Source organism: Diaminobutyricimonas aerilata (genome assembly GCF_002797715.1).
In the GTDB taxonomy this organism is placed as follows: Bacteria; Actinomycetota; Actinomycetes; order Actinomycetales; family Microbacteriaceae; genus Diaminobutyricimonas; species Diaminobutyricimonas aerilata.
In genome coordinates this window covers 737,194-762,105 of the sequence record NZ_PGFF01000001.1, presented here as the reverse complement: position 1 = coordinate 762,105, position 24,912 = coordinate 737,194, and the positions used below count along the sequence as shown (strand labels likewise).

Here is a 24,912-nt window from a genome sequence, read left to right as displayed (position 1 = left end):
TACGTTCAGGGCGCGGTTAGACTTGCTGACCGCTCACCACCATCCTCCCCCAGCCGACGGGACTCCATGCGCCAGCTCCTCACGCAGCTCGTGCGCTTCGGGCTCGTCGGGGGGATCGGACTCGTCGTCGACGTGGCGGTGTTCAACGCCCTGCGCCTCACGGTGCTCGCCCCGGAGAACCTCCACGAGGGCCCCGTCGTCGCGAAGGTGATCTCGACCACGCTCGCCATCGGCTGCAACTGGCTCGGCAACCGCTACTGGACGTTCCGTGAGCACCGCAGCCCGCGGGCCACCCGCGAAGGCCTCGAATTCGCCCTCGTGAGCGTCGGCGGCATGCTCATCGGGCTCGCCTGCCTGTGGGTCTCGCACTACGTGCTCGGATTCACGAGCGTGCTCGCCGACAACATCGCGTCGAACGTCGTCGGGCTCGCGCTCGGCACCGTGTTCCGCTTCGCGCTCTACCGCTGGTGGGTGTTCAGCCCGACCCGCGTGACACGGCCCCGCCCGGCGCGACCGGATGTGGTGCCGGAGATCGACGAGGCGACCGCGTAGCAGTCAGCGTCGGCCGTACTGCTCGCCCGTCGAGACGTGGCGGCGGGCGGCGACGGAGTCGGCGTTCGCCTCCATGAGGTCGTGCAGCGCCGCCTGCACGAGATCGGCGCTCGGAACGTCGTGCAGCACGATGTGGTGGTCGGCGCCCGCGTTGATGCGCACGTCGCCGCTGCGGAACATCCGCTGCAACCCGCTCTGCCGCACGCTCACGTCGTACCCGCGGCTGTGCAGCAGCTCCTGCCGCACGCGTGTGAAGACGCCGCTGCGCAGCACGAGCCGGCGCGTCGTGATCGTGTAGTTGCGGGCGAGCCACGACAGCAGCGGGAACACGAAGACGAGCACGGCGAGCAGGAGCCCGCCGCCGATCACCGCGAGACGCAGGTTCGGGTCGTCGAACCGGGTGTACGCGTACGTCGTGCCCGCCGCGACCGGGAGGAGCGCGATGCTCGGCCAGAAGAGGGCTCGCCCGTGGGGGCGGAGTCGCGCGACCACCGCCTCCGGCTGACGCACCTCACCCGACATGGCTCATTCATACCGCAGATGCGTGACGTCGCCCGCGGCCACGGCGACGAGTCGCCCATCCGAGGACCGTTTCACCTGCAGCCGTCCGGTGCCGTCGATGCCGACCGCGGTGCCGAACAGGCGGTCGCCGCCCGGCAGCTCGACGCGCACCTCCCGCCCGAGCGTGGTGCAGAGTTCCTCGACCTCGCCGGCGAGACCGCTCGCCGACGCATCCGCGCCGACCTCGAGCAGCTCGCTGTAGAGCCGCCGCAGCGACTCGAGGTAGGCGCCCAGCACGGCGTCGACGAGGTCGGCGCCCCGTTCACGCACCCCGTGCAGGGTGAGGGAGGTGGAGGTCGGGGTCGGCAAAGCGTCGGCCGGGATCTCGAGGTTGACCCCCGATCCGATGACGACGCCGTCGCCGGCGGGGAGGAGTTCGGCGAGCAGTCCGCTGACCTTGCGGCCGTCGATCTGCACGTCGTTCGGCCACTTCAACCCGACGCCGTCGCCGACGAGGGCGGAGACCGCGCGGGTCATCGCGGCCCCGGCGAGCAGGGGCAGCCAACCGTAGCGTTCGAGCGACAGCGGTTCGCCGGCGGGCAGTCGCGGGCGCAGCAGAACGGATGCGGCGAGCGTCTGGCCCGGCGGCGCCACCCACTGCCGCCCCATCCGGCCGCGCCCCGCGGTCTGGTCGGTCGTGAGCACGACGGCGAACTCCGGCAGCTCCGCCGCCCCGCCGAGCAGCACGTCGTTCGTCGAGCCGGTGCGATCGAGCACGATGAGCTCGGTCGCGACGGCGGAGCTGCGCGGCAGGTGCATGCTCACAGGCTAGGCCGCGCCGGCGCGCGCCGGCATCAGGCGGCGGAGCGCACCCGGCGACGCATCGCGTGCAGCGCGAGCACCGCGCGACGGGCGGGCCGGCCGACGAACATCACGAGGTGGCCCGAGAGAGTGTGATCGTGGTCGCCGAGCGCGCGTTTGCGGTCCCAGACGTGCCGGAGCGGTCCGCCGAGCCGTCCGGCGTACTGCCGCCGCAGCGGCAGGTCGACCGCCGCTCTGCGGTCCACGACGCTCTCGATCGCCGCGACCCAGTCGTCGCGCTCGGCCGGGTGGAAGTAGTTGTCCTCGAGCCAGTCCTCCCGCGGCAGGCGGAAGTCCGCCGCGAGCAGCGCCTCGTGGTCGCCGAGCAGGCCGCTGCCCTCGAAGACGAGGTTGATCTGCCGCCGCCCCACCCCGAAGTCGTCGAGGGCGAGCACCGGCACGCCGAGCGCGGCGGCCTCGATCGCCGCGGTCGAGCTGATCGTCACGAGCCCGGCCGCGCGCTGGAGGTACTCCGACATCGGACCGGTCGCGACCACGAGGTTCGGCGGCGCATCCGGCAGCTCGTCGAGCAGCGCATCGAACGGGAACTGCTCCGCGTGCGTCTGCGGCTCCCCCACCCGTCCGCGCAGCTTGAGCACCACGCGCCGGTGCGGATGACGCCGCGCGGTCTCGGCGAGCCAGCCGAGCAGCAGCATGCGGTCGTCCTTCGTGCGCGGAACCTTCGCCTGGGCCGCGAAGACGATGTCGTCCCCGGACCGCTCGAGCGTGCGGCGTTCGGGCAGGAACGGCAGGGTGGCGAGCGCGAACTCCTGCTCGATGCCCATCTCGTGCGCGAGGGCCGCGAACTCGCGCACCTCGCGGATGCTGTGCAGCAGCACGAGGTCGGTCTGCGACCGGAACGACAGCGCGAGCCGGTTCGCCGGGATCGAAATCCCGGGAAGACCCGTGACGAACACCGGTCGCCGGGTGACCGTCGCGGCCATGATGGCCCGGATGACCACACGCTGCACCGGGCCGCGCAGCGACAGCAGCACCACATCCGGTCGCCGTGCCGCCGCGCGGCGGGCGATCTCGTCGAGTTCGAGCACCGGCACCGGGGTGCCCGCGAGGCGGGTGCCGGCGAGCGCCGCGTCGAGCTGGTCGCTGCTCGGCTGCACCGGGGTCGCGAGCACCACGAAATCGGTGCTCCACTCCCCCGGCATGCGCTGCAGCACCGCCGCCCCCCACTTGATGTAGGAGTCGGAGTCCGCGATCACCAGCACTCTCACGCGCGCGATCCCTCTGCTCCGCCGCTCACGCGGGGACGCGACGCAGCTTCGCCTGCGGGGCGAGCTCTCCCGGGAAGACGCGCTTCACGCCGTCGCCGAGGGCTTCGCCGATGATGCGGATGTCGCGCACGAGGTGCTCGAAGCCCTGCGGCTCGAGCGACGCGGCGTGGTCGGAACCCCACATGGTGCGGTCGAGGGTGATGTGGCGTTCGACCGCCACGGCACCGAGCGCGACCGCCGCGAGCGAGATCTGCAGACCGCGCTCGTGACCCGAGTAGCCGACGGGGACACCGGGGTAGCGCGCCTGGAGCGTCGTGATGGTGCGCAGGTTCGCCTCCTCGGGCGGCAGCGGGTAGGTCGAGGTGGCGTGCAGCAGCACGAGCTTGTCGGTCCCGAGCGTGTCGACGGCCACGTCGATCTGCTCGAGCGTCGACATGCCGGTGGAGAGGATGATCGGCTTGCCCGTCGCGGCGAGCGCGCGCAGCAGACCGAGGTCGGTCACCGACGCGGACGCGACCTTGTGGGCGACCACGTTGAGGTCCTCGAGGAAGTCGACCGACGGCTCGTCCCACGGCGACGCGAACCACTGCATGCCGCGCAGCGTCGCGTAGTCGCCGATCTCGATGTACTGGTCGCGGTCGAACTCGATGCGCCGCTTGTAGTCGAGGTAGCTCATCGACCCCCACGGCGTCTCGCGGATGGTCGCCTTCATGTGCTCGGGGGTCGACAGCTCCGGCGTGCGCTTCTGGAACTTGACCGCTTGCGCGCCCGAGTCCGCCGCGACGTCGATGAGCTGCTTGGCGAGGTCGACCGAGCCGTTGTGGTTGAGGCCGATCTCGGCGATGACGTAGACGGGGTGGCCGTCGCCGACCGGGATTCCGCCGATGGAGATGGTCATGGTCGTTCCCTCTCTGTGGATGACGCGAGCGTGCGCTCGCCGGTACCGCTCGCCTCGGCGAGGGACAACAGGATGCGATCGGCCGCCTCGCGGACCGCGCCGTGACCGCCCCGACGGGTCAGCACGATGCGAGCCGCCGCGATGACCCGCGGGTGGGCGTCGGCGACCGCGAGCGGCCAGCCCACCTCGGCGAGGCAGCCGAGGTCGTTGACGTCGTTGCCGAGATAGGCGATGCGCTGCGGGTCGAGCCCGTGCTCGGCGATCCAGGCGCGCAGCGCCGCCGTCTTCTCGTCGAGCCCTTGCACGACGTCGATGCCGAGCTTGCGGGCGCGGGCGGCGACGACGCCGTCCGTCTCCTTCGACAGCACGAGCACGGGGATGCCGGCGCGGCGGAGCTGCTCGATGCCGTACCCGTCGGAGCGGCTCGCGGTGACGAACTCGTGCCCGTCGCGGTCGAGGTGCACCCGGTCGTCGGTGTGCACGCCGTCGAAGTCGGTGACGAGCGCGTCGACGTCGATCGCATCCTGCGGTGCGTCGAGCACCGGGGCGAGCGCCGTCGCGAGCTCGAGCTCGCCGAGGTCGTCGATCTCGAGCGATCGGCGGGCGTCGGTCACGGCGACCGCGACGCGACCGAAGAAGCGGTGCCCCGCCTCGCGGAATCCGGCGGCGTCCATGACGTAGAAGGCGCCGGTCTCCTGGAAGTGCGGCTCTCGGTCCTGACGCCGTGGGCGCGTCGCCGCATCGTGGTTCACCCCGGTCGCGACACCGTCCTCGATGCGCCAGAGGAAGGCGTAGGTCTCGAATGCCGAGAAGACGACGTCCGCTTCGCCGGCCCGCACCCGCGCGACGGCGGCGGCGAGCTCGTCGGGATCGATGAACGGCGAGGTGGCCTGCAGGAACACGAGGATCCGCGGCTGCTCGTCGAGCTGATCGAGCGCGTGCAGCAGCGCGGACTCGGAGCTCGCGGTGTCCCCCGCGAGTTCCGCAGGTCGCTCGATGATCTCGGCGCCGGCGGCGCGGGCGACCGCCGCGATGGCGGTGTCGTCGGTCGAGACGAGCACCCGGTCGATCCCCGGGGTGGCATGTGCGGCGGAGACGGCGCGGGCCACGAGCGGCACCCCGCCGATCCGGCGGAGGTTCTTGCCGGGCACGCCCTTCGAGCCACCGCGGGCCGGGATGACGGCGACGACGCTCAACGCGTTCTCCGGTTGCACTGCATGATCAGGTCACGCTAGGAGCGGCTCCCGCCGCCTTGATGGCCCCCGGGTGAACTGGCGGCGACCGTGCGGCGACGAATCGGTGATCTGCAAGCCGGGCCGACCGTTTCTGTGGATGTCCCACAACGGTCCGGCCGGTTGGTTGCTGGGTAGAGTGAACCGGTGACTGCCGACGACCGCGCCGAATCCGACCTGTCGACCACCGCGGGAAAGCTCGCCGACCTCAAGCAGCGATACCACGAGGCGGTCACCGCGAGTGGTGAGGCGGCGATCCAGAAGCAGCACGCCAAGGGCAAGATGACCGCCCGGGAGCGGATCGAGAAGCTGCTCGACCACGGCTCCTTCGTCGAGCTCGACGAGTTCGTGCGGCACCGCACGCACGCGTTCGGGATGGAGAACAAGCGCCCCTACGGCGACGCCGTCGTCACCGGCACCGGCACCATCCACGGACGCCAGGTGGCCGTCTACTCGCAGGACTTCACGATCTTCGGCGGCTCGCTCGGCGAGGTCGCCGGCGAGAAGATCATCAAGGTGATGGAGCTCGCCCTCAAGACGGGCGTGCCGATCATCGGCATCCTCGACTCCGGCGGAGCCCGCATCCAGGAGGGCGTCGTCGCCCTCGGCAAGTACGGCGAGATCTTCCGCCGCAACACCGCCGCATCCGGCGTCATCCCGCAGATCTCGATCGTGTGCGGTCCCGCAGCGGGCGGCGCCGTATACTCCCCGGCGCTCACCGACTTCGTGATCATGGTCGACAAGACGAGCCAGATGTTCGTCACCGGACCCGACGTGATCAAGACCGTGACCGGTGAGGACGTCGGTATGGAGGAGCTCGGCGGCGCGCTCACCCACAACCGCACCTCGGGCGTCGCGCACTACCTCGCGAGCGACGAGGACGACGCGCTCGACTACGCCCGCACCCTGCTCGCCTACCTGCCCGACAACAACCTCGCCGAGCTGCCCGCGTACGCGAGCGAGGTCGAGCTCGAGATCACCGACGCCGACCGCAAACTCAACTCGATCATCCCCGATTCGCCGAACCAGCCCTACGACGTCAAGACCGTGATCGACGGCGTCGTCGACGAGGGCTCGTTCCTCGAGGTGCAGCCGCTGTTCGCCCCGAACATCGTCATCGGGTTCGCCCGGGTCGAGGGACGCTCGGTCGGCGTCATCGCCAACCAGCCGAACGCGATGGCGGGCACGCTCAACATCGACGCGGGCGAGAAGGCGGCCCGTTTCGTGCGCTTCTGCGACGCGTTCAGCATCCCGATCCTCACGCTCGTCGACGTGCCCGGATATCTGCCCGGCACCGACCAGGAGTGGACGGGCGTCATCCGACGCGGCGCGAAGCTGCTCTACGCGTACGCCGAGGCGACCGTGCCGCTCGTCACGGTCATCACGCGCAAGGCGTACGGCGGCGCCTACATCGTCATGGGCTCCAAGCAGCTCGGCGCGGACCTCAACTTCGCCTGGCCGACCGCCGAGATCGCCGTCATGGGCGGTCAGGGCGCGGTCAACATCCTCTACCGCAACGAGCTGCGCGCGGCGGAGCAGGCCGGTGAGGATGTGGCGGCGGTGCGCACGAAGCTCGCCAACGAATACACCTACAACGTCGCGAGCCCGTTCCTCGCCGCCGAACGCGGCGAGCTCGACGGCGTGATCGAGCCGGCCGCGACGCGGGTGGCGATCGTGAAGGCGTTGCGTGCCCTGCGCACGAAGCGCGCGAGCCTGCCCGCCAAGAAGCACGGGAACATCCCGCTGTGACCGACGAGCGCCCGTACGTGCGGATCCGGCGCGGTTCGCCGACGCCGGAGGAGCAGGCCGCGGTCATCGCGGTCATGGCCGCCGCGCTCGAGGAGGCGGCGAACGGGCGACAGCCCGTGGCCGAGCGATCGGTGAGCGCCTGGGAACGCAACCAGCGTGTGCTGCGCACGCCGCTCATGCCCGGCCCCGGAGCCTGGCGCTCGTTCGGCTGAACGCGCTCCCGACGCGATCCGTAGCGGGCGCAACTGAAACGCTCGTTCTACGCTGTGGGCACCATGAAATCCGTTGCAAGATATGCGGCGTACCCCGGCGATCCGTCGCGGAGAGAACCGGCTCGCGCGCCGATGCGGAAGGCGCGACAGCGATTTCACGCCTTGTCCCCCGAAATGATGACTTTGCGAAACGCCCGCGCCCCTGCATTATTGATCTCGCTAGGTGTCTCTCTTTGGAGGTACACCACCAGTCGTCGGCCGACTAGGGTAAGCGGGCCGATGCATTGGGGGCGGGTCAGGGCGCTATTCGGGTTGGCGCCCTGACCCGGAATTCTTCAGAAGGGCCGGAGGAGACTCCGGCCCTTCTGCATTCGCCGGCGCCGGCGGGTCAGTCAGGCGTTCGCTTGATCTCGAGCCACAGGTCGACCTCGTCGTCCTCCGAGCCCGGGCCGAGCGCGCTCGCGCTGTCATCGCCCACGCTGCGCAGACCGACGACGGTGACCGCCACATCCGACCCCTCCGGCACGGTGCGCGCGATGACGCGGTCGGCCGACGTGGATTCGATCGCCGTGGCGAGCCGGTTGAGCACCCGGTCGAGTTCGTCGTCGCCGAGGTCGTCGATGCCCCCCTCGTCGAGCAGCGTGACCGTCGCCCCGCGGCGCCGGGCCGCCATCACCTGATCGCGGACGGCGTCGTTGAGCAGGCGGCGTCCACGGATCTCGTCGCGGATGGCGCCCTCGAGGTTGAGGCACTCCCGCCGCTGCTCCTCGGTGAGGGCGCCCCCGCTGGCCTGGATGGTGCGCAGCATCGGCAGCGCCATCGTGCTCGTCTGCCCGAGCCGGAAGCGCCGCTCGTAGAGGTGCGCCTCCTGTGCGGCCTGCCACTCGGTGGCCTCCCGCTCGGCGACGGCGAACCGCTGCGCGTCGCGGCTGGCCTTCGCCATGCCGCTGCTGAGGATGTGCGAGACCGCCACCCACGAGATGGAGCCGATCACGCCGATACCGCCGAGCGCCCCGAAGCCGGCCCAGACGATCGTCTGCACGGCGAGGAACGACACCCCGATCCAGGCGAACGCGTGGCGCCGGCGCGTCGACGTGATGGTCATGAGGGTGCCGATCGCGGCGACGTACCAGGTGGCGTAGCCGTTGCCGCCCTCACGCAGCGGGTCGAGTTCGTGGGTCACGAGCACCGCCATGGCGACACACACGGCCACGTTGAACGCCGCGAGCCAGATCGGCATGCGCACCGGACCCCACGGCAGCAGGCTCACCGTCGTCGCGACGACGTAGATCGCGATCGCGAGCAGCACCGGGCCGGGGTCGCGCGGGATGTCGATCGAGTAGAGGGCGAGCACGACGTGGTAGGCCGAGAAGAGCGCCCCCATCCCGACGATGAGCGAGCGGGGTACCCCGATGTTCATGGGCGGCCTCCGATCACGGCCGGCTCCGGGGCGTCGAGCGCGGGCCAGCGGATGCTCACCACGGCGCCGCGGCCGGGCTGCGCGTCGATCTCCGCCACCCCGCCGGCGTTGGCCACGCGCTCGAGGATCGAGACCCGCACGCCGAGGCGTTCGGTCGGCACCTCGGCGAGGTCGAAGCCGCGGCCCTCGTCGCCGACCTCGATCGCGATGCCGTCATCCGCATCCGGGCGCACCGCGACCCACCGCCGCACCCCGTCACCGGCGTGCTGCGCGCTGTTGACCATCGCCTGCACTGCGGCGGAGTACAGCGACTCGCCCACCTGCGCGGGCACCACGCGATGCGGCACCTGATCGTCGTGCACCTCGAACGACTGCGTCATCGTCGCCGCGGCGTCGGCGATGCGCTCGCTCACCCGGGTGAAGCTCGTCATCGCGACGTCGTCCGGCGAGGTGCTCGAGGCGTCGCGCAGGTGCCCGATCGCGCGCTCGGCCATCTGCGCGGCGAGCGCTTGCGACTCGGGCGTGTAGGCGCGGGCGGCGGAGAGCAATGTCGTGAGCACGCTGTCGTGCACGATCGCATCGACCTGCACGCGCTCCACCTCGGTGGCGTGCTGGCGCACCGCGTGCGAGTAGCGCTCGAGTGCGGTCGCCTGCGCCGAGTCCACCGAACTCGCCGCCTGCCGCAGCATCGTCACGATGATCATGACCGCACCGCCGAGGATGATCGCGTACACCGCATCCAGGGCGCTGCGCTCCCACGCGGCCCCGCCGCCTTCGGGTGTGACCCGCAGGATGCCGTAGATCACCGGAACCGCGAAGAGGTAGACGGTGGCGATGCGCGTGGAGAAGGCGATCGACGCGGTCGCCGTGGCGACGGTGAGCAGGAAGTACAGCCAGTGGTTCTCGGTCGGCGAGATGGGATGCACGACGGCGAGCGGCCACGACAGCAGGGCGCCGAGATAGGCGAGCGCGACGAGCGCGTGCGAGCCGCGCACCCATCGCCGGGCCGTCGAGAAGCCGGCGGCGACGAGCAGCCCCCCGAAGAGCGCGGGGATGACGATGAGGGACCATGCCGGCATGGTCTCGCCGAGCTGACCGAGCAGTACGGGGATCGTCTGGACCCCGAACACGATGCCGAATCCGGCGATCGAGCGCGAGATGACGGCCTCGACCTGCTTGCGGCTGATCGGGTTGCGCGGCTGCTTTCCTGCGGGTGCGGGCGGCGGCGCGCTAGCGCGCATCGGCACCGTCCGGATCGAGACCCGGAAGGATGCCGTCTTCGACGGCGCGGCGCAGCAGGTCCACCTTCGTCGGCGCGGGACGCCCGACCTCGACGTACTTGGTGCGGATGCGGTCGAGGTACTCGCGTGCGGTGGAGTACCCGATGCCGAGCTGTTCTGCGGCGAGCTTGAGCGGGAGCCCCGAAGCGTACAGGTGCAGGATCTCGCGCTCGCGACGACCGAGCTGGGCCTTCGCGAAGTCACGGTCGGCGTCGATGGCGGAGGCCCACTCGAGGTTGTTGAGCACCTCGCCGCGCGCGACGGTGGCCGCCGCGGCGATCACCGTCTTCGTCGCCGACGACTTCGGGATGACGCCCGCCGCCCCGGCGGCGAGCGCCTCGCGCACGCTGGCGACACGGTCGGCGATGCTGTGGATGAGCACAGCGGAACCGGTGGCCTGCACGGCCTTGACGTTCTCGGTGACACTCGATCCGTCGCCGAGGGAGAGGTCGAGCACGACGACGTCGACCTCACGGCCGGCGAGTCCGGCGACGAGCTGCGGCACGGTCGGCGCGGCGAGCACGAAGTCGAAGCCCTCATCGAGGAAGGCGGCCTTCAAACCGAGGCTCACCGATTCGTGGTCGTCGACGACCGCCACCCGGATGGGGCGGGGCGCGCCGCCGAGGTTCGTGGAAGATCCGCTCAACTCGGTCACTTCGTCCCGTTCTCCCCCCAGTCGGCCCGGTGATGCTGGGCCGTTCGCGCCCATCCTAGCCGCGTCGGACCGAACGGTCAGTCGCGTCGACGGAAGTGCCCGAGCGCCTCCACGTGATGCGTGTTCGGGAACAGGTCGAACGAGCGCAGCGAGTCCAATTCGTAGCCCCGGTCGCGCAACAGCGCCACGTCGCGGGCGAACGCGACCGGGTCGCATGCGACGTAGACGATCTGGGCCGGCGCGGCGTCGCCAAGGGCGGCGACGACCTGCTTGCCCGCTCCGGATCGGGGCGGATCGAGCACCACGGTCGCGGCGCGCAGCCGGGCACGCTCGATCGCGGACGCGTCGCGCACGTACGCGGCGAGCCAGCGCTCGACCCGACCGGTCACCGCGTTCGCGCCCACCCATTCGGCGAGGTTCTCGGCGGCGTGATCGGTCGCGAGCGCGTCACCCTCGACGCTCGTGATGCGCACCGTCGACCCGAACCGGTCCCCGACGGCGGCCGCGAACAGGCCGACTCCGCCGTACAGATCGAGATTGGCCGCGCGGGGGTCGAAGAGCGTCTCGTCGACGGCGCCCGAGACCGCAGCGCTCAGCGTCTCGGCCGCGTGCTCGTGCACCTGCCAGAAGCCGGTGTCGGCGAGCTGGAACTCCCGCGAGCCGACCCGTTCCCGGATGACGCTCGGCGCCTGCTCCCCGACGACGAGTCGCGGGTCGCCGACGCTCGGAGCGAGCACGTCGACGTGACCGACGCCGCCGAACTCCTCCGCGAGCGGGGCGGCCTTCTGCAGCCGCTCCGTCGCGAGCGGCAGCGAGGACACGGGGATGACCCGGTGCGAACGGGCCGCGTACGGTCCGAGCCGCCCTCGCTCGTCGACGTGGAGCCGCACGCGCGTGCGCCACCCCGTGCCGTCGGCCGCGCCCGGAAGCGCCTCGACCTCGACATCGCGTTCGACTCCGCCGAACCGCTGCAGCGCATCCACGACCACCTGCCGCTTGAGCTCGCGCTGGTGCGCCGGGTCGATGTGACCGAACTCCGCGCCGCCGGCGCGGTCGGCCGGGTCGCGGTCGTGGGCCGCCTCCGGCCAGATGTGCTCGCGGCGGTGCGGGCTCGCCTCGAGCACCCGCACGGTGTCCGCGCGCCAGAACTTCGCCTTGCCCGCATCCGTCACACGGGCCACGACACGCTCACCCGGGATCGCGTCGGAGACGAACACGACGCGCCCCTCGTGACGCGCCACCGTGATACCGCCGTGAGCTACGTTGGTGACCGCGAGCTCGAGCTCGCTCCCCTCCATACCGACCATCTCTCGAGCATAGGAGGGCGCGTGCGCCTGTACCTGGCATCGACCTCGCCGGCCCGCCTTGCGACGCTGCGCGCGGCGGGCATCGACCCGGTGCTGTTGAGCCCCGGCGTCGACGAGGAGGCCGTCGTCGCGGCGGCCGGTCCCCTCACCGCGGCCGAGATGGTCGAGCTGCTCGCCCGCCGCAAGGCGGAGGCGGTGACCGGCGATCCGGAGATCGACGGGCTCGTGCTCGGCGGCGACTCGGCGTTCGAGATCGACGACCGGATCTACGGCAAGCCGCACCGCCCCGAGGTGGCGAAGGAACGGTGGATGCGTCAACGCGGCCGTGCCGGCGTGCTGCACTCGGGCCACTGGCTCATCGACCACCGCGGCGGTCGCGTCGGCGGCGCGCACGGCGCCGTGTCGAGCGCGACGGTGCGGTTCGCCGCCGACCTCGACGAGCGCGAGATCGACGCCTACATCGCCACCGGCGAACCGCTGCGCGTCGCGGGAGCGTTCACGATCGACAGCCTCGGTGCGGCGTTCATCGAGAGCGTGGACGGCGACCCGCACGCCGTGGTCGGACTCTCGGTGGCGACCCTGCGCACCCTCGTGCGCGGCTTCGGCATCGCCTGGCCCGACCTGTGGAACCGGGTGCCGGGGCAGCGCTGAGCGCCCGCCGCATCCGCGCGTTCTCCCCCGTGCTTGTAGGGCGCAGCCACCGCATCCGCCCCGTTTTTGTGCGTGCTGCCCAAAAGGGCGGCCCGCGCGCTGGATAGGGTGGGGGATCATGACGCGAATCACCAAGGTCCTGATCGCCAATCGTGGAGAGATCGCGGTGCGCGTCATCCGCGCTGCGAAGGACAGCGGTATCGCCTCGGTGGCGGTCTACGCCGACCAGGACCGCGACGCCCGGCACGTGCGCCTCGCCGATGAGGCGTACGCGCTCGACGGGTCGACGAGCGCCGAGACGTACCTCGTCATCGACAAGCTGCTCTCGGTGGCCCGCCGTTCCGGCGCCGACGCCGTGCATCCGGGCTACGGGTTCCTCGCCGAGAACGCCGACTTCGCGCGGGCGGTGATCGACGCGGGCCTCATCTGGATCGGCCCCTCCCCCGACGCCATCGAGCGGCTCGGCGACAAGGTCTCGGCCCGCCACGTGGCCGAGAAGGTCGGCGCGCCGCTCGCCCCCGGAACCCTCAACCCCGTCGCGGGTGCCGACGAGGTGCTCGCCTTCGCCGACGAGTACGGACTCCCCGTCGCGATCAAGGCGGCGTTCGGCGGCGGCGGCCGCGGCCTCAAGGTCGCCCGCACCCGCGAAGAAGTGCCGGAGCTGTTCGACTCCGCCACCCGCGAGGCGATCGCCGCGTTCGGTCGCGGCGAGTGCTTCGTCGAGAAGTACCTCGACCAGCCGCGCCACGTCGAGACCCAGTGCCTCGCCGACGCCCACGGCAACGTCGTCGTCATCTCCACGCGCGACTGCTCGCTGCAGCGGCGCCACCAGAAGCTCGTCGAGGAGGCCCCCGCGCCGTTCCTCACCGAAGAGCAGCAGCAGGCGATGTACGACGCGTCGAAGGCCATCCTGCGCGAGGTCGGCTATGTCGGCGCGGGCACGTGCGAGTTCCTCATCGGCCGCGACGGAACGGTGTCGTTCCTCGAGGTCAACACGCGGCTGCAGGTCGAGCACCCGGTCTCCGAGGAGATCACGGGCATCGACCTCGTTCGCGAGCAGTTCCGCATCGCGGAGGGCGGCGTGCTCGACTACGACGACCCCGTGCCGCACGGTCACTCGTTCGAGTTCCGCATCAACGGCGAGGACCCCGGGCTCAACTTCATGCCCTCCCCCGGTCCCGTGCACGTGTTCCGCGTTCCCGGCGGCCCCGGCGTGCGCGTCGACTCCGGCGTCACCACGGGTGACGTCATCAGCGGGGCGTTCGACTCGCTGCTCGCGAAGCTCATCGTCACCGGGTCGTCGCGTTCGGATGCCCTCGAGCGGGCGCGCCGCGCACTCGACGAGTTCGAGATCGCCGGGCTGCCGACCGTGCTGCCGTTCCACCGCAAGATCGTGCGGGATCCGGCCTTCACCGACGATCCGTTCCGCGTGTACACGCGCTGGATCGAGACCGAGTTCGACAACGACATCGAGCCGTGGAGCGGAGAGCTCGAGTCCGCCGCGGCCCCGGCGAAGCGCCACAGCGTCGTCGTCGAGGTCAACGGCAAGCGCCTCGAGGTCTCGCTGCCGGCGCAGCTGCTGCCGAGCAACGGCAGCGAGCCGGTGCGCACCGCAGCCCCCAGCCGCCGCGGCGCCGCATCCGTCAACACCGTCACCGGAGCGGCCGTGGTCGCCCCGATGCAGGCGACCGTCGTGAAGCTCGCCGTCGGCGAGGGCGACCGCGTCGTGAAGGGCGACCTCGTGCTCGTACTCGAGGCGATGAAGATGGAGCAGCCGATCACCGCCCACAAGGACGGCGTGATCGCGGGCCTCAACGCCCCGGTCGGCACGACCGTGTCGTCGGGACACGTGCTGCTCACGATCGACGACTGACCCGCCGCACGCCCTGCATCCGCGAGCACCAACTCGGCCGGTGGCCCTGTGGCGCGCCGGCACGCGACGTCCGGAGGCGTCGCGCCGCGCACATTCTGCCGCGCCGTGATCATTTCGCGCGCATCGCGGAATGCGCGCGGCGATCGCGGAGTCCGGCGGCGCTCAATCGCGCCCGGAGCAGCGGAAGGGACGTCGCGACGTCCCATCCCCAACGCACGACGCCCAGTCCGAGTGCCCTGAGCCGGTCCTCGCGCCACTTCTCGGCGACGAGCACCTCGGCGGTGGTCCGTCCTCTGAGCATCGCCGGATCGGTGTACTTCGTCTCGCCGTCGAACTCTCCGACCAGATTCAACTCCGGCCACCAGAAGTCGACCCACATGCTGCCCTGGTCGTCGACGAACTCCTTCTGCAGCTCGGGCATATGGAATCCCAGTCGGTACATCGACGCGCGGCTGACCGATTCTCCGACCGACTGGGATCGACCGTCGCCGAGTTCCAGCGCGGCGAATGCCCGGGAGCGGCCGCGGGCCGACGGGTGGTCGACGAGTTCCTGCAGCAGGTGGTCGGCGGATGCGGTCGCGCCGTTTCCCGGCGCCAGCGCCGCGTCGACGGCCACGACGCCTGCGGTGAGGCTTCCCGTGCGCGCGACGTCGACGACCGTGCGAGCGAGCGTCGTCACCCGCAGCCCGAGCACGACTGCGGTGGCGCCGGGCACGCCCTCGGTGTGGCGCGTCACGGCAACGCGCGACCTGCCTCCGGTTGCCGCGTCCGCAAGCACCTCGGGCCGCTCCGGCCAGGGACCGAGTCGCGGAAGACCCCACAGTGCGGCTGCAGAGGCGTGCGAGAAAACCGCATCGGGCCATCGTTCGCCCACGATGTGGACGCGCAGGAGGTAGCGCTGCTCCGCGTCGAGCTCGTCCCAGATTCTGCGCGGAAGGTGGATTCCGTGAGCGACGCGAACGAAGCGGCCCGCACGCTCCGCACGGTAAAACGCCCCGGGCGACCCCGATCGAACGATCTCGTCGGCTCGGATGAGGTGCTCACGCCAGCCGAGCACGTGACGGGAAGGAGTGGCGCACGGCTCCGGTGGCGCACCGCTCGTCCGTCATGCTCTGCGGGAGGCACTGTCAGGGCAACACCGAGGTCCGTCAACCCGCCGTGCACCCTTCGCGGCGCCGCGCACATTTCACGCGCATTCCGAAAGATGCGCGGCACGAACCGCGCCCTTCGTGCCCGCCGCACCCGCGTGCCCGCCGCACCCGCGTGCCCGCCGTACCCGCCGTGCGCGCCGTATCCGCTGCACCTGCCGCATCCGCTGGGGGGGGCGATGGGCACTCGGGTGAGGTGTTCGCCGCAAGTGCCGCTCACCGTTCGCGACGCCGCGCATACTTCCTGTGCATTCGAAAAGTCGAGCGGCACGAGCGGCACGCCGACCTCGCGCCCCCGGGCGCGTCGGCGGTGCGGCCGACGTGAGGTGCGGCCCACGTAGAGCGCCCCCGAACGCCGCTATTGGACGATGTGCATCGCGCGGGCGGCGTCGGTGACGCTGCCCGAGAGCGACGGGTAGACGCTGAACGCGCGCGCGAGCTGGTCGACCGTGAGTCGGTGCTCGACGGCGAGGGCGATGGGCAGGATGAGCTCCGACGCCTTCGGGGCGACGACCACGCCGCCGATGACCGTGCCCGAGCCGGTGCGGGCGAAGAGCTTCACGAAGCCGTCCTTGATGCCCATCATCTTCGCGCGCGGGTTGGAGGCGAGCGGGAGCTTGTAGATCTCACCCTGGGCGACGCCGTCCTCGATCTGCTTCTGCGACCATCCGACGGTCGCGATCTCCGGCTGGGTGAAGATGTTCGAGGTGACGTTGCGCACCTCGGTCGGGTTCACCGCGTCGCCCATCGCGTGGTAGACCGCCGTGCGGCCCTGCATCGAGGCGACGGAGGCGAGGGGCAGCAGGTCGCTGCAGTCGCCGGCCGCGTAGATCGAGGGCATCGAGGTGCGCGCGACCCGGTTGACCCGGATGTGGCCGGTGTCGGCGAGCTGCACGCCCGCCTCCTCGAGGCCGAGGCCCGCCGTGTTCGGAACCGAGCCGACCGCGAGGAGGCAGTGGCTGCCTTCCACGACGCGGCCGTCGGAGAGGGTCGCGACGACCGTGTCACCGTTGCGCACCACCGACTCCGCGCGGCTCTTGTTGAGCACCGTCATGCCGTTCCGCGTGAAGACGTCCTCGATGATGCGTGCGGCGTCGGCGTCCTCGCCGGGCAGCACCTGGTCGCGGCTCGAGATGAGGGTCACCTGCGATCCGAGTGCGGTGTACGCGGACGCGAACTCCGCACCGGTGACACCGGAGCCGACGACGATGAGGTGTTCCGGGGTCGCGTCGAGGTTGTACAACTGCGTCCAGGTGAGGATGCGCTCGCCATCCGGCACCGCCGTCTTGAGGATGCGCGGGCTCGACCCGACCGCGACGACGATCGTGTCGGCGTCGACCTCGTCGAAGTCGGTGCGCGACTTGCCCTTGCCCGTCGAGACGACGAGCTTCTGCGGTCCGTCGAGCCGGCCGTCGCCCTGGATGATGCGCACCCCCGAGCGCACGAGGTTCGAGCGCATGTCCTCCGACTGCTGACGCGACAGCCGCAGCAGACGCTGGTTGACCGCGGCGAGGTTGACCGTCACCTCGGGGCGCACGGGGCGGCCACTGTCGGTGCGGACGAAGAACTGCACGCCGAGGTCGGCCGCGTCGCCGATCGCGTGCGCCGCCTCGGCCGTCGAGATGAGGGTCTTCGACGGAACGACGTCGGTGAGCACCGCGGAACCACCCACGCCCACCCGTTCGACGAGCGTCACGTCCGCGCCGAGCTGTGCGCCGGCGAGGGCCGCCTCGTACCCTCCGGGGCCCCCTCCGAGGATCGCGATCCGCTGCTTGCGCTCGAAGAGGTTGGCCATGCCCCCATTCTCCCGCGCCGCCAGGTCACCCACCAAAACGCCGGATGAATAGAGTGGTCGGATGCATCAGCACAACCCCCTCGACGACGCCGCCGTCGACCCGTTCGAGGTCGCCGGAGAAGCCGCCGCCCACCTCACCAAGGTCACGGGCATCGACCGGCACGACATCGCCCTCACCCTGGGCAGCGGATGGGCGAAGGCCGCCGACCTGATCGGCGAGACCGTCGCCGAGGTACCCGCCTCCGAGGTGCCCGGATTCAGCGCCCCCGCCGTCGTGGGACACGTGGGCACCCTCCGCAGCATCCGACTCGCGAACGGCAAGCACGCGCTCGTCATCGGAGCGCGCACGCACTTCTACGAGGGCCACGGCGTGCGGCGGGTGGTGCACTCGGTGCGCACCGCCGCGGCGGCCGGCGCGACGACGATGATCCTCACCAACGGCGCCGGGGGCATCAAGGAGACGTGGGGGCCGGGCACGCCCGTGCTGATCAGCGACCACCTCAACCTCACCGCCGCGTCGCCGCTCGAGGGCGCCACGTTCATCGACCTCACCGACCTCTACTCGAAGCGCCTGCGGGATCTGGCGCGCGAGGTGCAGCCCGATCTCGACGAGGGCGTCTACACCCAGTTCCGCGGCCCGCACTACGAGACTCCGGCCGAGGTGCAGATGGTGAAGGCCATGGGCGGACACATCGTCGGCATGTCGACGGCGCTCGAGGCGATCGCCGCGCGACAGGCGGGCATGGAGGTGCTCGGCATGTCGCTCATCACGAACCTCGCGGCGGGCATCAGCCCCGAACCGCTCAGCCACCAGGAGGTGCTGCAAGCCGGGCGCGAGGCCGAGCCGGTCATCTCCGCGCTCCTCGCGCGCATCGTGGAGCGACTGTGAGCGCCCCGCTCGGCGCCGCGCGCGCGTGGCTCGAGCAGGACCCCGACCCGGTCACGAGGGCAGAGCTCGAGCGGCTTCTCCACGACGCTGAGGGCGGCGTCATCAACGCGGAGACGGAGCTGCGGTCGCGCTTCGGCAGCCGGCTCACGTTCGGCACGGCTGGGCTGCGCGGTGAGCTCGGCGCCGGTCCCGCACGCATGAACCGAGTGCTCGTCGCCCAGGCCGCCTCCGGCTTCGCCGCATTCCTGCTGAGCCGGGAGGAGCATCCGAGCATCGTGATCGGCTACGACGGCCGCACCAACTCGGACGTCTTCGCCCGCGACACCGCCGAGCTCATGGCCGGCGCGGGCGTGCGCGCCATCCTGCTCCCCCGTGCCCTCCCCACCCCCGTCCTCGCCTTCGCGGTGCGACACCTCGGCGTGAGCGCGGGCGTCATGGTCACGGCGAGCCACAACCCGCCGCGCGACAACGGCTACAAGGTGTACCTCGGCGGCGCCGACGCGGGGTCGCAGATCGTGGCGCCGACGGACGCGGAGATCCAGGCCCGCATCCTCGAGGCGGCCGAGCGCGACATCCGCCTGTTCTCGCGATCCGGCGACTTCGAGATCGCCGGCGAGGAGGTGCTCGACGAGTACGTCGCGCGCACCGCCGCGATCGCCGGCGACTCCGGCGGCCTCGTGCCCTTCGTCTACACGGCGATGCACGGTGTCGGGTGGGAGACCGCCCGCCGCGTGTTCGACGTCGCCGGGTTCGGCGAGCCGGTCGTCGTGGCCGATCAGATCGAGCCCGACCCGGAGTTCCCGACCGTCGCCTTCCCCAACCCCGAGGAACCGGGCGCGATGGACCTCGCGTTCGCGACCGCCACCCGGGTCGGGGCGGAGCTCGTGCTCGCCAACGACCCCGACGCCGACCGCCTCGCGGTCGCGGTTCCGGATGGGGAGGGCTGGCGCCGCTTGAGCGGCAACGAGGTGGGGGTGCTGCTGGGCTGGCGCGCCGCCGAGCGCGCCCACGGCGGCGGAACGCTCGCCGCCTCGCTCGTGTCGTCCCCCGTGCTGCGCACGATCGCCGATGCGCACGGTCTCGACTTCGCGGAGACGCTCACCGGCTTCAAGTGGATCTCGCGGCCTCCCGGCCTCGTCTTCGGGTTCGAGGAGGCGCTCGGCTACCTGGTCGACCCCGAGAAGGTGCGCGACAAGGACGGCATCTCCGCGGCCGTCGCGGTGCTCGCCCTCGCCGCCGAGCTGCGTCGGAACGACCGCACCCTCGACGACGCCCTCGACGACGTCGCCGAGCGGATCGGCGGATTCGCATCGACCCAGATCTCGCTGCGCGTGAGCGACCTCGGGGAGATCCCGCGGATGATGCGGGAGCTGCGCGAGAATCCGCCGACCCACGTGGGCTCGCTCGCCGTCGACCGCATCGACGACTTCGCCGAGGGGTTCGGCGACTTCGGTCCCACCGACCTCATCCGGCTGTGGACGGAGGGCGGCAGCCGCATCATCCTGCGCCCGAGCGGCACCGAACCGAAGCTCAAGATCTACATCGACGCGACGAGCACCGACGGCGACGGCCGCGCGCGACGCCGCGCCGCAGCCGCGGTCGTCGCGGAACTCGACGAAGGGATGCGCCGACTCGTCGGCTGATTCGCCCGCCCCTGTTCCCTCCGGGACCCCGGAGGAGGACGATGAGGGGCATGCGGACTCCCTCTCCGCCGCCACCGCCCGAGCCGCCGGAACCTCCGGGGACTCCCGCGACAGCGCCCGCGCTGCAGGCGCAGATCCTCGCGACGGAGCACTGGAGCCTGCTCGCCTCCCGCACGACGACGCAGAACGAGGTGCTCACCCGCATCTCGATGTTCCTCACCCTCGTCTCGGCGGGCCTCGTGAGTCTCGCGCTCGTCGGTCAGGCGACCGGATTCGGCGCCGACTTCGGGATGTTCGCGGTGATCGTGCTCTCCTTCGTCGCGCTCGTCGGTGTGCTGACCCTGCTCCGCGTGCTCAACGTCGGGATGGAGGACCTCATGTACGTCGTGGCGATGAACCGGCTCCGAGCGGCGTACGTCGCCCTCGCCCCCGAGGTCGAGGCCGCTCTCATGACCTCCCCGCACGACGACGCGGCCGGCGTGAGCCGCACCTACTACTTCCTCGGCGACCGGCGCGACGCGAGCCACGTGCTCGCGAGCAGCATGATCTTCATGGCGGTCGTGGTGTCCGCGATCGTCGGGCTGCTCGCGGCCGTCGTGGGCCTCGCCGCGGGCGCACCGAAGGCGGTGGACATCGCGATCGGGATCGGTGTCGGGGCCGTGTTCCTCGTCGGCGCGACCGTCGCCGGTGGGCGTCCGTACTTCCGGTTCTGGCGCACCTACCGGCCGCAGCATCCCTCCGACGGGACGACCGCCCGCGGCGGCCGTTGACCGCTCAGGCGAGGGCGGTGCGGAGCTTCTCGGTGAGTTCCTCGGTGTCGAAGTAGTTGTCGACGACGATGACGTCGGCGAACGTCTTGCCGATCGCGTCGACGAACTCCGCGCTCGTCAGGATGACCTGGGCGTCGGCCGCGACCGTCTTGATCGAGGCGACGTCGGCGGCGACGACGGCCGCGTCGATGCCGAGTTTGCCGAGCACCCGTTCCGCATTGACTTTGAGGATCCCGCTCGAGCCGATGCCCGCGCCGCAGATCGCGACGATCTTCATGATTGCCCTTCCATGATGCGTCGCACCTCGTCGGTGCTGGTGGCCGCCGCGAGCTCGGGGATCGCGGCGGAATCGTTGAACACGTTGGCGAGCGCGGCGATCGTCGCGAGGTGGTTCGCGACGTCCTTGATGGCGAGCCCGAGCACGACGCTGACCGGATCATTGTGCGGATGCCCGAAGTCGACGGGAGTCGCGAGGGTCACCACCGCGAGGCCGTCGCCGAGCACCTCCGGTCCGGGCCGCGCGTGCGCGAGCGCGAGACCGGGGGCGATGACGACGTAGGGACCGTGCTCCTCGATCATCCGCACCATCTCCTCCGCATACGTCGGCAGGGCGGCGCCGGAACGATGCAGCGCGTCGCCGGCGAGACGGACGGCGTCACGCCATCCGTCGACCGTGACGTTCAGCTGGATGGCCTCGTCGGGCAGCGGCGGAAGACCCATCAGGCTCGCGCGAACCCGTCACTGATGCGGTCCGCGAGCTCCTCCCGGTCTTCGAGAGGCAGGAACGCGGCCTCCGCCGCATTGAGCTGGAACACCTCGAGGTCGGAGAGGTCGTAGCCGAAGGCCTCCGCGAGCAGCACGAGCTCGCGGCTCAGGGTCGTGGCGCTCATCAGACGGTTGTCGGTGTTGACCGTCACCCGGAACCCCAGCTGGTAGAGCAGATCGAAGGGGTGGTCGATGAGGTCCTCGCCCCACGCCTCGATCGCCCCGGTCTGCAGGTTCGACGACGGGCTCAGCTCGAGCGGGATCTGCTGATCCTTCACCCACTGCGCGATCGGACCGACGGTCACGTAGGTGCTCTCGGCGTCCTCGCGCTCGGTGACGATGTCCTCCGCGATCCGCACGCCGTGACCGAGACGCAGCGCGCGTCCGTCGATGAGGGCACCGCGGATGCTCTCGAGTCCCGCGGCCTCGCCGGCATGCACGGTGACGGGCAGGAACTCCGAGGCGAGGTAGTCGAACGCGGTGCGCGCCCGGCCGGGCGGGAACCCGTCCTCCGCGCCGGCGAAGTCGAAGCCGACCACACCGCGGTGGCGGTGCCGCACGGCGAGCTCGGCGATCTCGAGGGAGCGGTCGGCATGCCGCATCGCGGTCACGAGCTGGCCGACCCGGATGCGGTGACCGCCCGAGCGGGCGTCATCGATTCCGGCCTCGATGCCCTCCTGTACCGCCTCGACGACCTCGTCGAGACTGAGTCCGCGAGTCAGGTGCTGCTCGGGCGCCCAGCGCACTTCGCCGTAGATCACGCCGTCGGCGGCGAGATCCTGCACGAACTCCCGGGCGACGCGGCCGAGACCCTCCCGCGTCTGCATGACACCGGTCGTGATGTCGAAGGTCTTGAGGTACTCGACGAGCGATCCGGAGTCCGACGCGTCGGCGATCCACCGTCCGAGCGCCTCGGCGTCGTCGGCGGGCAGCTCGAGGCCCACCTCGTCGGCGAGCTCGAGGATGGTCTGGGGTCGCAGTCCGCCGTCGAGGTGGTCGTGCAGCGACACCTTGGGCAGCGCGACCGCGTTGACCCGAGAGTCGGGGAGGAGCAGATCCTGCGGCGCCGAGTTCATGACTCAAACCTACTAGCGTGACCCGGGTGACGGCCCGGAAGATCATCCTCGACTGCGATCCCGGCCACGATGACGCGATCGCGTTGCTGGTGGCCCACGGCGACCCCCGCGTCGACCTCGTGGCGGTGACCACGGTCGCGGGCAACCAGACGATCGACAAGATCACCCGCAACGCGCTCGCGGTCGGCCGCATCGCGGGCATCACCGGAGTGCCGTTCGCCCGAGGCGCGGAGCGACCGCTCGTACGCAGCCCGCGGATCGCGCCGGACATCCATGGGGACAGCGGCCTCGACGGCCCGGTGCTGCCGGAACCGGTCATCGAGCTCGACCCGCGTCCCGCCGCGCAGCTCATCGTCGACACGGTCATGGCGCATCCGGCCGGTGCGATCACGCTCGTGCCGACCGGCCCGCTCACCAACATCGCGCTCGCGGCCCGGCTCGAGCCGCGGATCGTGGACCGCGTGCGCGAGGTCGTGCTCATGGGCGGCGGGGTCGGCGTCGGCAACACGACCGCCGCGGCCGAGTTCAACATCGTCGTGGATCCGGAGGCCGCGCACGTCGTCTTCGACGCCGGGTGGGCGGTGACGATGGTCGGGTTGGACCTCACGCACCAGGCGATCGCGGACGACGCGGTCGCCGAGCGCATCACGGCGATCGGCACGGCGCCGGCGCGCTTCGTCGGCGAGCTGCTCGACTTCTTCCGCGGCTCCTATCGTCACGTGTTCGGGTTCCCCGACGGTCCGCCGGTGCACGACGCGTGCGCCGTGGCGTTCGTGATCGACCCCGACGTGATGACGACCCGGGCGGTGCCGATCACGGTCGAACTGCACGGCGAGCACACCGCGGGGATGACGGTCGCCGACCTGCGCCGGCCGGCCCTCGAGGAGTGCCGCACGCGCGCCGCGGTCACGCTCGACCGCGACCGTTTCTGGGATCTCGTCGTCGGCGCGGTCAAGGGACTCGGCGACCCGAGCTGACGAGGTCGAAGCGCGTGTCCCGGCGGTTCCCTTCGACAGGCTCAGGGAACGGCGTCCCCGAGGCGGTTGCCTTCGACAGGCTCAGGGAACGGGACGGGTGTCAGGCGATGCGGTCGGCGATGAGCGGACCGCCGTCGAGCACCTCGTCGCCCTCGTCACCGATCCGGTAGGCGCCTTCGAGCGCCTCGAGGGCGCGGTCGAAGCGCGCCGGCTCGTCGGCGGAGAGGGTGAACAGCGGCTCCCCGGCGCGCACCCGGTCGCCGGGCTTCGCGTGCAGGTCGATGCCCGCCGCGTGCTGCACCGGGTCCTCCTTGCGCGCGCGACCGGCGCCGAGACGCCACGCGGCGATGCCGAACGGCAGCGCCTGCTGCTCGACGAGCACACCGTCTCGGTCGGCGGTGACGACGTGCTGCTCCCGGGCGACCGGCAGCTCCGCATCCGGGTCGCCGCCCTGGGCCGAGATCATGGCGCGCCAGGCGTCCATCGCCTTGCCGTCGCGCAGGTGACCCTCGACGTCCGCATCCAGCTGCCCGGCGAGGGCGAGCATCTCGCGGGCGAGCGCGACCGTCAGTTCGACCACATCCGCCGGCCCGCCGCCGGCGAGCACCTCGACCGACTCGCGCACCTCGTTCGCGTTGCCGATCGCGAACCCGAGCGGCACGTTCATGTTCGTCAGCAGCGCGACGGTCGACACGCCGGCATCGGTGCCGAGCCGCACCATCGTCTCGGCGAGCTCACGGCTCTGCGCCGGGTCCTTGAGGAACGCCCCCGAGCCGAACTTCACGTCGAGCACGAGCGACGCGGTGCCCTCGGCGATCTTCTTGCTCATGATCGACGAGGCGATGAGCGGGATGCACTCGACCGTGCCGGTGATGTCGCGCAGGGCGTAGAGCTTGCCGTCGGCGGGCGCGAGCCCCGACCCGGCGGCGCAGATGACGGCGCCGACGGCATCCAGCTGGGCGAGCATCTCGTCGTTGCTGAGCCGGGCCCGCCAGCCGGGGATGCTCTCGAGCTTGTCGAGCGTGCCGCCGGTGTGTCCGAGCCCACGGCCCGAGAGTTGCGGCACGGCGACGCCGAAGGAGGCGACGAGCGGCGCGAGCGGCAGCGTGATCTTGTCGCCCACTCCCCCCGTCGAGTGCTTGTCGGTGGTCGGCTTCGACAGCGACGAGAACTCCATCCGCTCGCCGCTCGCGATCATGGCGAGCGTCAGGTCGCGGATCTCCTCGCGTTCCATCCCGTTGAGGAAGATCGCCATCGCCATGGCCGACATCTGCTCGTCGGCGACGTAGCCGCGGGTGTAGGCGTCGACGAGCCAGTCGATCTGCGGGGTGCTGAGCGTGCCCCGGTCGCGCTTGGTACGGATGAGGTCGACCACGTCGAACGGTTCGACGGACATGGGATTCCTGTCTCGAAGGGGCGGATGCCGGGG

The 24,912-nt window shown here is 71.2% G+C and carries 24 protein-coding genes; 9 read left to right on the top strand and 15 right to left on the bottom strand.

The features are described 5' to 3' along the window. The first annotated feature begins 66 nt into the window (after positions 1 to 66). Positions 67 to 552 carry a GtrA family protein gene (locus tag CLV46_RS03720; RefSeq protein WP_100363533.1) on the top strand — a complete coding sequence of 162 codons (486 nt, stop codon included), beginning with the start codon at positions 67 to 69 and terminating at the stop codon, positions 550 to 552. Between the two features lie 3 nt (positions 553 to 555). On the opposite strand, the gene CLV46_RS03715 is transcribed toward CLV46_RS03720, so the two are convergent. From CLV46_RS03715 to CLV46_RS03695, 5 genes are read right to left on the bottom strand one after another with little or no spacing between them, the layout of a single operon-like run. Beyond that, positions 556 to 1,074, bottom strand: coding sequence for a PH domain-containing protein (locus CLV46_RS03715; RefSeq protein WP_100363532.1), 519 nt, complete (start codon positions 1,072 to 1,074; stop codon positions 556 to 558). Positions 1,075 to 1,077: 3 nt separating this feature from the next. Further along, the gene (locus tag CLV46_RS03710; protein WP_100365874.1) at positions 1,078 to 1,872 is read right to left on the bottom strand and encodes a biotin--[acetyl-CoA-carboxylase] ligase; all 795 of its coding nucleotides are present in this window, start codon (positions 1,870 to 1,872) and stop codon (positions 1,078 to 1,080) included. 35 nt (positions 1,873 to 1,907) lie between these two features. Then, positions 1,908 to 3,143, bottom strand: coding sequence for a DUF6716 putative glycosyltransferase (locus tag CLV46_RS03705; protein ID WP_157802207.1), 1,236 nt, complete (start codon positions 3,141 to 3,143; stop codon positions 1,908 to 1,910). 25 nt (positions 3,144 to 3,168) lie between these two features. Next, on the bottom strand, positions 3,169 to 4,041 hold the full coding sequence (locus tag CLV46_RS03700; protein WP_100363530.1) for an N-acetylneuraminate synthase family protein: 873 nt from the start codon (positions 4,039 to 4,041) through the stop codon (positions 3,169 to 3,171). Continuing rightward, positions 4,038 to 5,255 (bottom strand): acylneuraminate cytidylyltransferase, encoded by a 1,218-nt coding sequence (locus CLV46_RS03695; RefSeq protein WP_211282141.1) that lies wholly within the window; start codon positions 5,253 to 5,255, stop codon positions 4,038 to 4,040. Before CLV46_RS03695 ends, CLV46_RS03700 begins: the two co-directional genes overlap by 4 nt. Before the next feature lie 165 nt (positions 5,256 to 5,420). Between CLV46_RS03695 and CLV46_RS03690 the strand changes: the two genes are divergently transcribed. After that, on the top strand, positions 5,421 to 7,022 hold the full coding sequence (locus tag CLV46_RS03690; RefSeq protein ID WP_100363529.1) for an acyl-CoA carboxylase subunit beta: 1,602 nt from the start codon (positions 5,421 to 5,423) through the stop codon (positions 7,020 to 7,022). Then, the gene (locus tag CLV46_RS03685) at positions 7,019 to 7,234 is read left to right on the top strand and encodes an acyl-CoA carboxylase subunit epsilon (RefSeq protein WP_100363528.1); all 216 of its coding nucleotides are present in this window, start codon (positions 7,019 to 7,021) and stop codon (positions 7,232 to 7,234) included. Before CLV46_RS03690 ends, CLV46_RS03685 begins: the two co-directional genes overlap by 4 nt. A 388-nt stretch (positions 7,235 to 7,622) precedes the next feature. Here the strand turns inward: CLV46_RS03685 and CLV46_RS03680 are convergent, their stop codons facing one another. The 4 genes from CLV46_RS03680 to CLV46_RS03665 form a co-directional block, all read right to left on the bottom strand. After that, complete coding sequence (locus CLV46_RS03680; RefSeq protein ID WP_100363527.1) at positions 7,623 to 8,654, bottom strand: hypothetical protein; 1,032 nt, start codon at positions 8,652 to 8,654, stop codon at positions 7,623 to 7,625. Beyond that, the gene (locus CLV46_RS03675; RefSeq protein WP_100365872.1) at positions 8,651 to 9,895 is read right to left on the bottom strand and encodes a sensor histidine kinase; all 1,245 of its coding nucleotides are present in this window, start codon (positions 9,893 to 9,895) and stop codon (positions 8,651 to 8,653) included. Before CLV46_RS03675 ends, CLV46_RS03680 begins: the two co-directional genes overlap by 4 nt. Beyond that, on the bottom strand, positions 9,885 to 10,580 hold the full coding sequence (locus tag CLV46_RS03670; RefSeq protein ID WP_100365871.1) for a response regulator transcription factor: 696 nt from the start codon (positions 10,578 to 10,580) through the stop codon (positions 9,885 to 9,887). The genes CLV46_RS03675 and CLV46_RS03670 overlap by 11 nt, the downstream gene beginning before the upstream one ends. A gap of 86 nt (positions 10,581 to 10,666) precedes the next feature. Continuing rightward, positions 10,667 to 11,896, bottom strand: a complete 1,230-nt coding sequence (locus tag CLV46_RS03665) for a class I SAM-dependent RNA methyltransferase (RefSeq protein ID WP_245866477.1) — start codon at positions 11,894 to 11,896, stop codon at positions 10,667 to 10,669. 21 nt (positions 11,897 to 11,917) lie between these two features. Between CLV46_RS03665 and CLV46_RS03660 the strand changes: the two genes are divergently transcribed. Together CLV46_RS03660 and CLV46_RS03655 are read left to right on the top strand one after the other, a co-directional pair. Beyond that, the gene (locus CLV46_RS03660) at positions 11,918 to 12,547 is read left to right on the top strand and encodes a Maf family protein (RefSeq protein ID WP_100363525.1); all 630 of its coding nucleotides are present in this window, start codon (positions 11,918 to 11,920) and stop codon (positions 12,545 to 12,547) included. Between the two features lie 118 nt (positions 12,548 to 12,665). Beyond that, on the top strand, positions 12,666 to 14,420 hold the full coding sequence (locus CLV46_RS03655; RefSeq protein ID WP_100363524.1) for an acetyl/propionyl/methylcrotonyl-CoA carboxylase subunit alpha: 1,755 nt from the start codon (positions 12,666 to 12,668) through the stop codon (positions 14,418 to 14,420). Positions 14,421 to 14,529: 109 nt separating this feature from the next. Here CLV46_RS03655 and CLV46_RS03650 read toward each other — a convergent pair whose 3' ends face one another. Beyond that, positions 14,530 to 15,156, bottom strand: coding sequence for a hypothetical protein (locus CLV46_RS03650; protein ID WP_100363523.1), 627 nt, complete (start codon positions 15,154 to 15,156; stop codon positions 14,530 to 14,532). Between the two features lie 770 nt (positions 15,157 to 15,926). Next, the gene (locus CLV46_RS03645; RefSeq protein WP_100363522.1) at positions 15,927 to 17,363 is read right to left on the bottom strand and encodes an NAD(P)H-quinone dehydrogenase; all 1,437 of its coding nucleotides are present in this window, start codon (positions 17,361 to 17,363) and stop codon (positions 15,927 to 15,929) included. Between the two features lie 61 nt (positions 17,364 to 17,424). On the opposite strand from CLV46_RS03645, the gene CLV46_RS03640 reads away from it, so the two are divergent. The 3 genes from CLV46_RS03640 to CLV46_RS03630 are packed head-to-tail and all read left to right on the top strand — an operon-like array spanning position 17,425 to position 20,665. Then, a complete protein-coding gene (locus CLV46_RS03640) occupies positions 17,425 to 18,252 on the top strand; it encodes a purine-nucleoside phosphorylase (protein ID WP_100363521.1) in 828 nt (275 codons plus the stop codon). Continuing rightward, positions 18,249 to 19,895, top strand: coding sequence for a phospho-sugar mutase (locus tag CLV46_RS03635; protein WP_100363520.1), 1,647 nt, complete (start codon positions 18,249 to 18,251; stop codon positions 19,893 to 19,895). The genes CLV46_RS03640 and CLV46_RS03635 overlap by 4 nt, the downstream gene beginning before the upstream one ends. A gap of 50 nt (positions 19,896 to 19,945) precedes the next feature. Beyond that, a complete protein-coding gene (locus CLV46_RS03630; RefSeq protein ID WP_100363519.1) occupies positions 19,946 to 20,665 on the top strand; it encodes a hypothetical protein in 720 nt (239 codons plus the stop codon). 4 nt (positions 20,666 to 20,669) lie between these two features. On the opposite strand, the gene CLV46_RS03625 is transcribed toward CLV46_RS03630, so the two are convergent. Genes CLV46_RS03625 through CLV46_RS03615 form a run of 3 tightly spaced genes read right to left on the bottom strand, consistent with a single transcriptional unit; the run spans position 20,670 to position 22,506 of the window. Then, positions 20,670 to 20,942: a PTS sugar transporter subunit IIB gene (locus CLV46_RS03625; RefSeq protein WP_100363518.1), complete on the bottom strand. Its 273-nt coding sequence runs from the start codon at positions 20,940 to 20,942 to the stop codon at positions 20,670 to 20,672. Continuing rightward, positions 20,939 to 21,385 carry a PTS sugar transporter subunit IIA gene (locus CLV46_RS03620; protein WP_100363517.1) on the bottom strand — a complete coding sequence of 149 codons (447 nt, stop codon included), beginning with the start codon at positions 21,383 to 21,385 and terminating at the stop codon, positions 20,939 to 20,941. The genes CLV46_RS03625 and CLV46_RS03620 overlap by 4 nt, the downstream gene beginning before the upstream one ends. After that, positions 21,385 to 22,506, bottom strand: coding sequence for an adenosine deaminase (locus CLV46_RS03615; protein WP_100363516.1), 1,122 nt, complete (start codon positions 22,504 to 22,506; stop codon positions 21,385 to 21,387). Before CLV46_RS03615 ends, CLV46_RS03620 begins: the two co-directional genes overlap by 1 nt. A gap of 26 nt (positions 22,507 to 22,532) precedes the next feature. Between CLV46_RS03615 and uriH the strand changes: the two genes are divergently transcribed. Then, on the top strand, positions 22,533 to 23,483 hold the full coding sequence (gene uriH / locus CLV46_RS03610; protein WP_100365870.1) for a uridine-preferring nucleoside hydrolase UriH: 951 nt from the start codon (positions 22,533 to 22,535) through the stop codon (positions 23,481 to 23,483). A 100-nt stretch (positions 23,484 to 23,583) separates the two neighbouring features. Here the strand turns inward: uriH and CLV46_RS03605 are convergent, their stop codons facing one another. Next, positions 23,584 to 24,879, bottom strand: a complete 1,296-nt coding sequence (locus CLV46_RS03605; protein WP_100363515.1) for a thymidine phosphorylase — start codon at positions 24,877 to 24,879, stop codon at positions 23,584 to 23,586. Positions 24,880 to 24,912 lie beyond the last annotated feature (33 nt).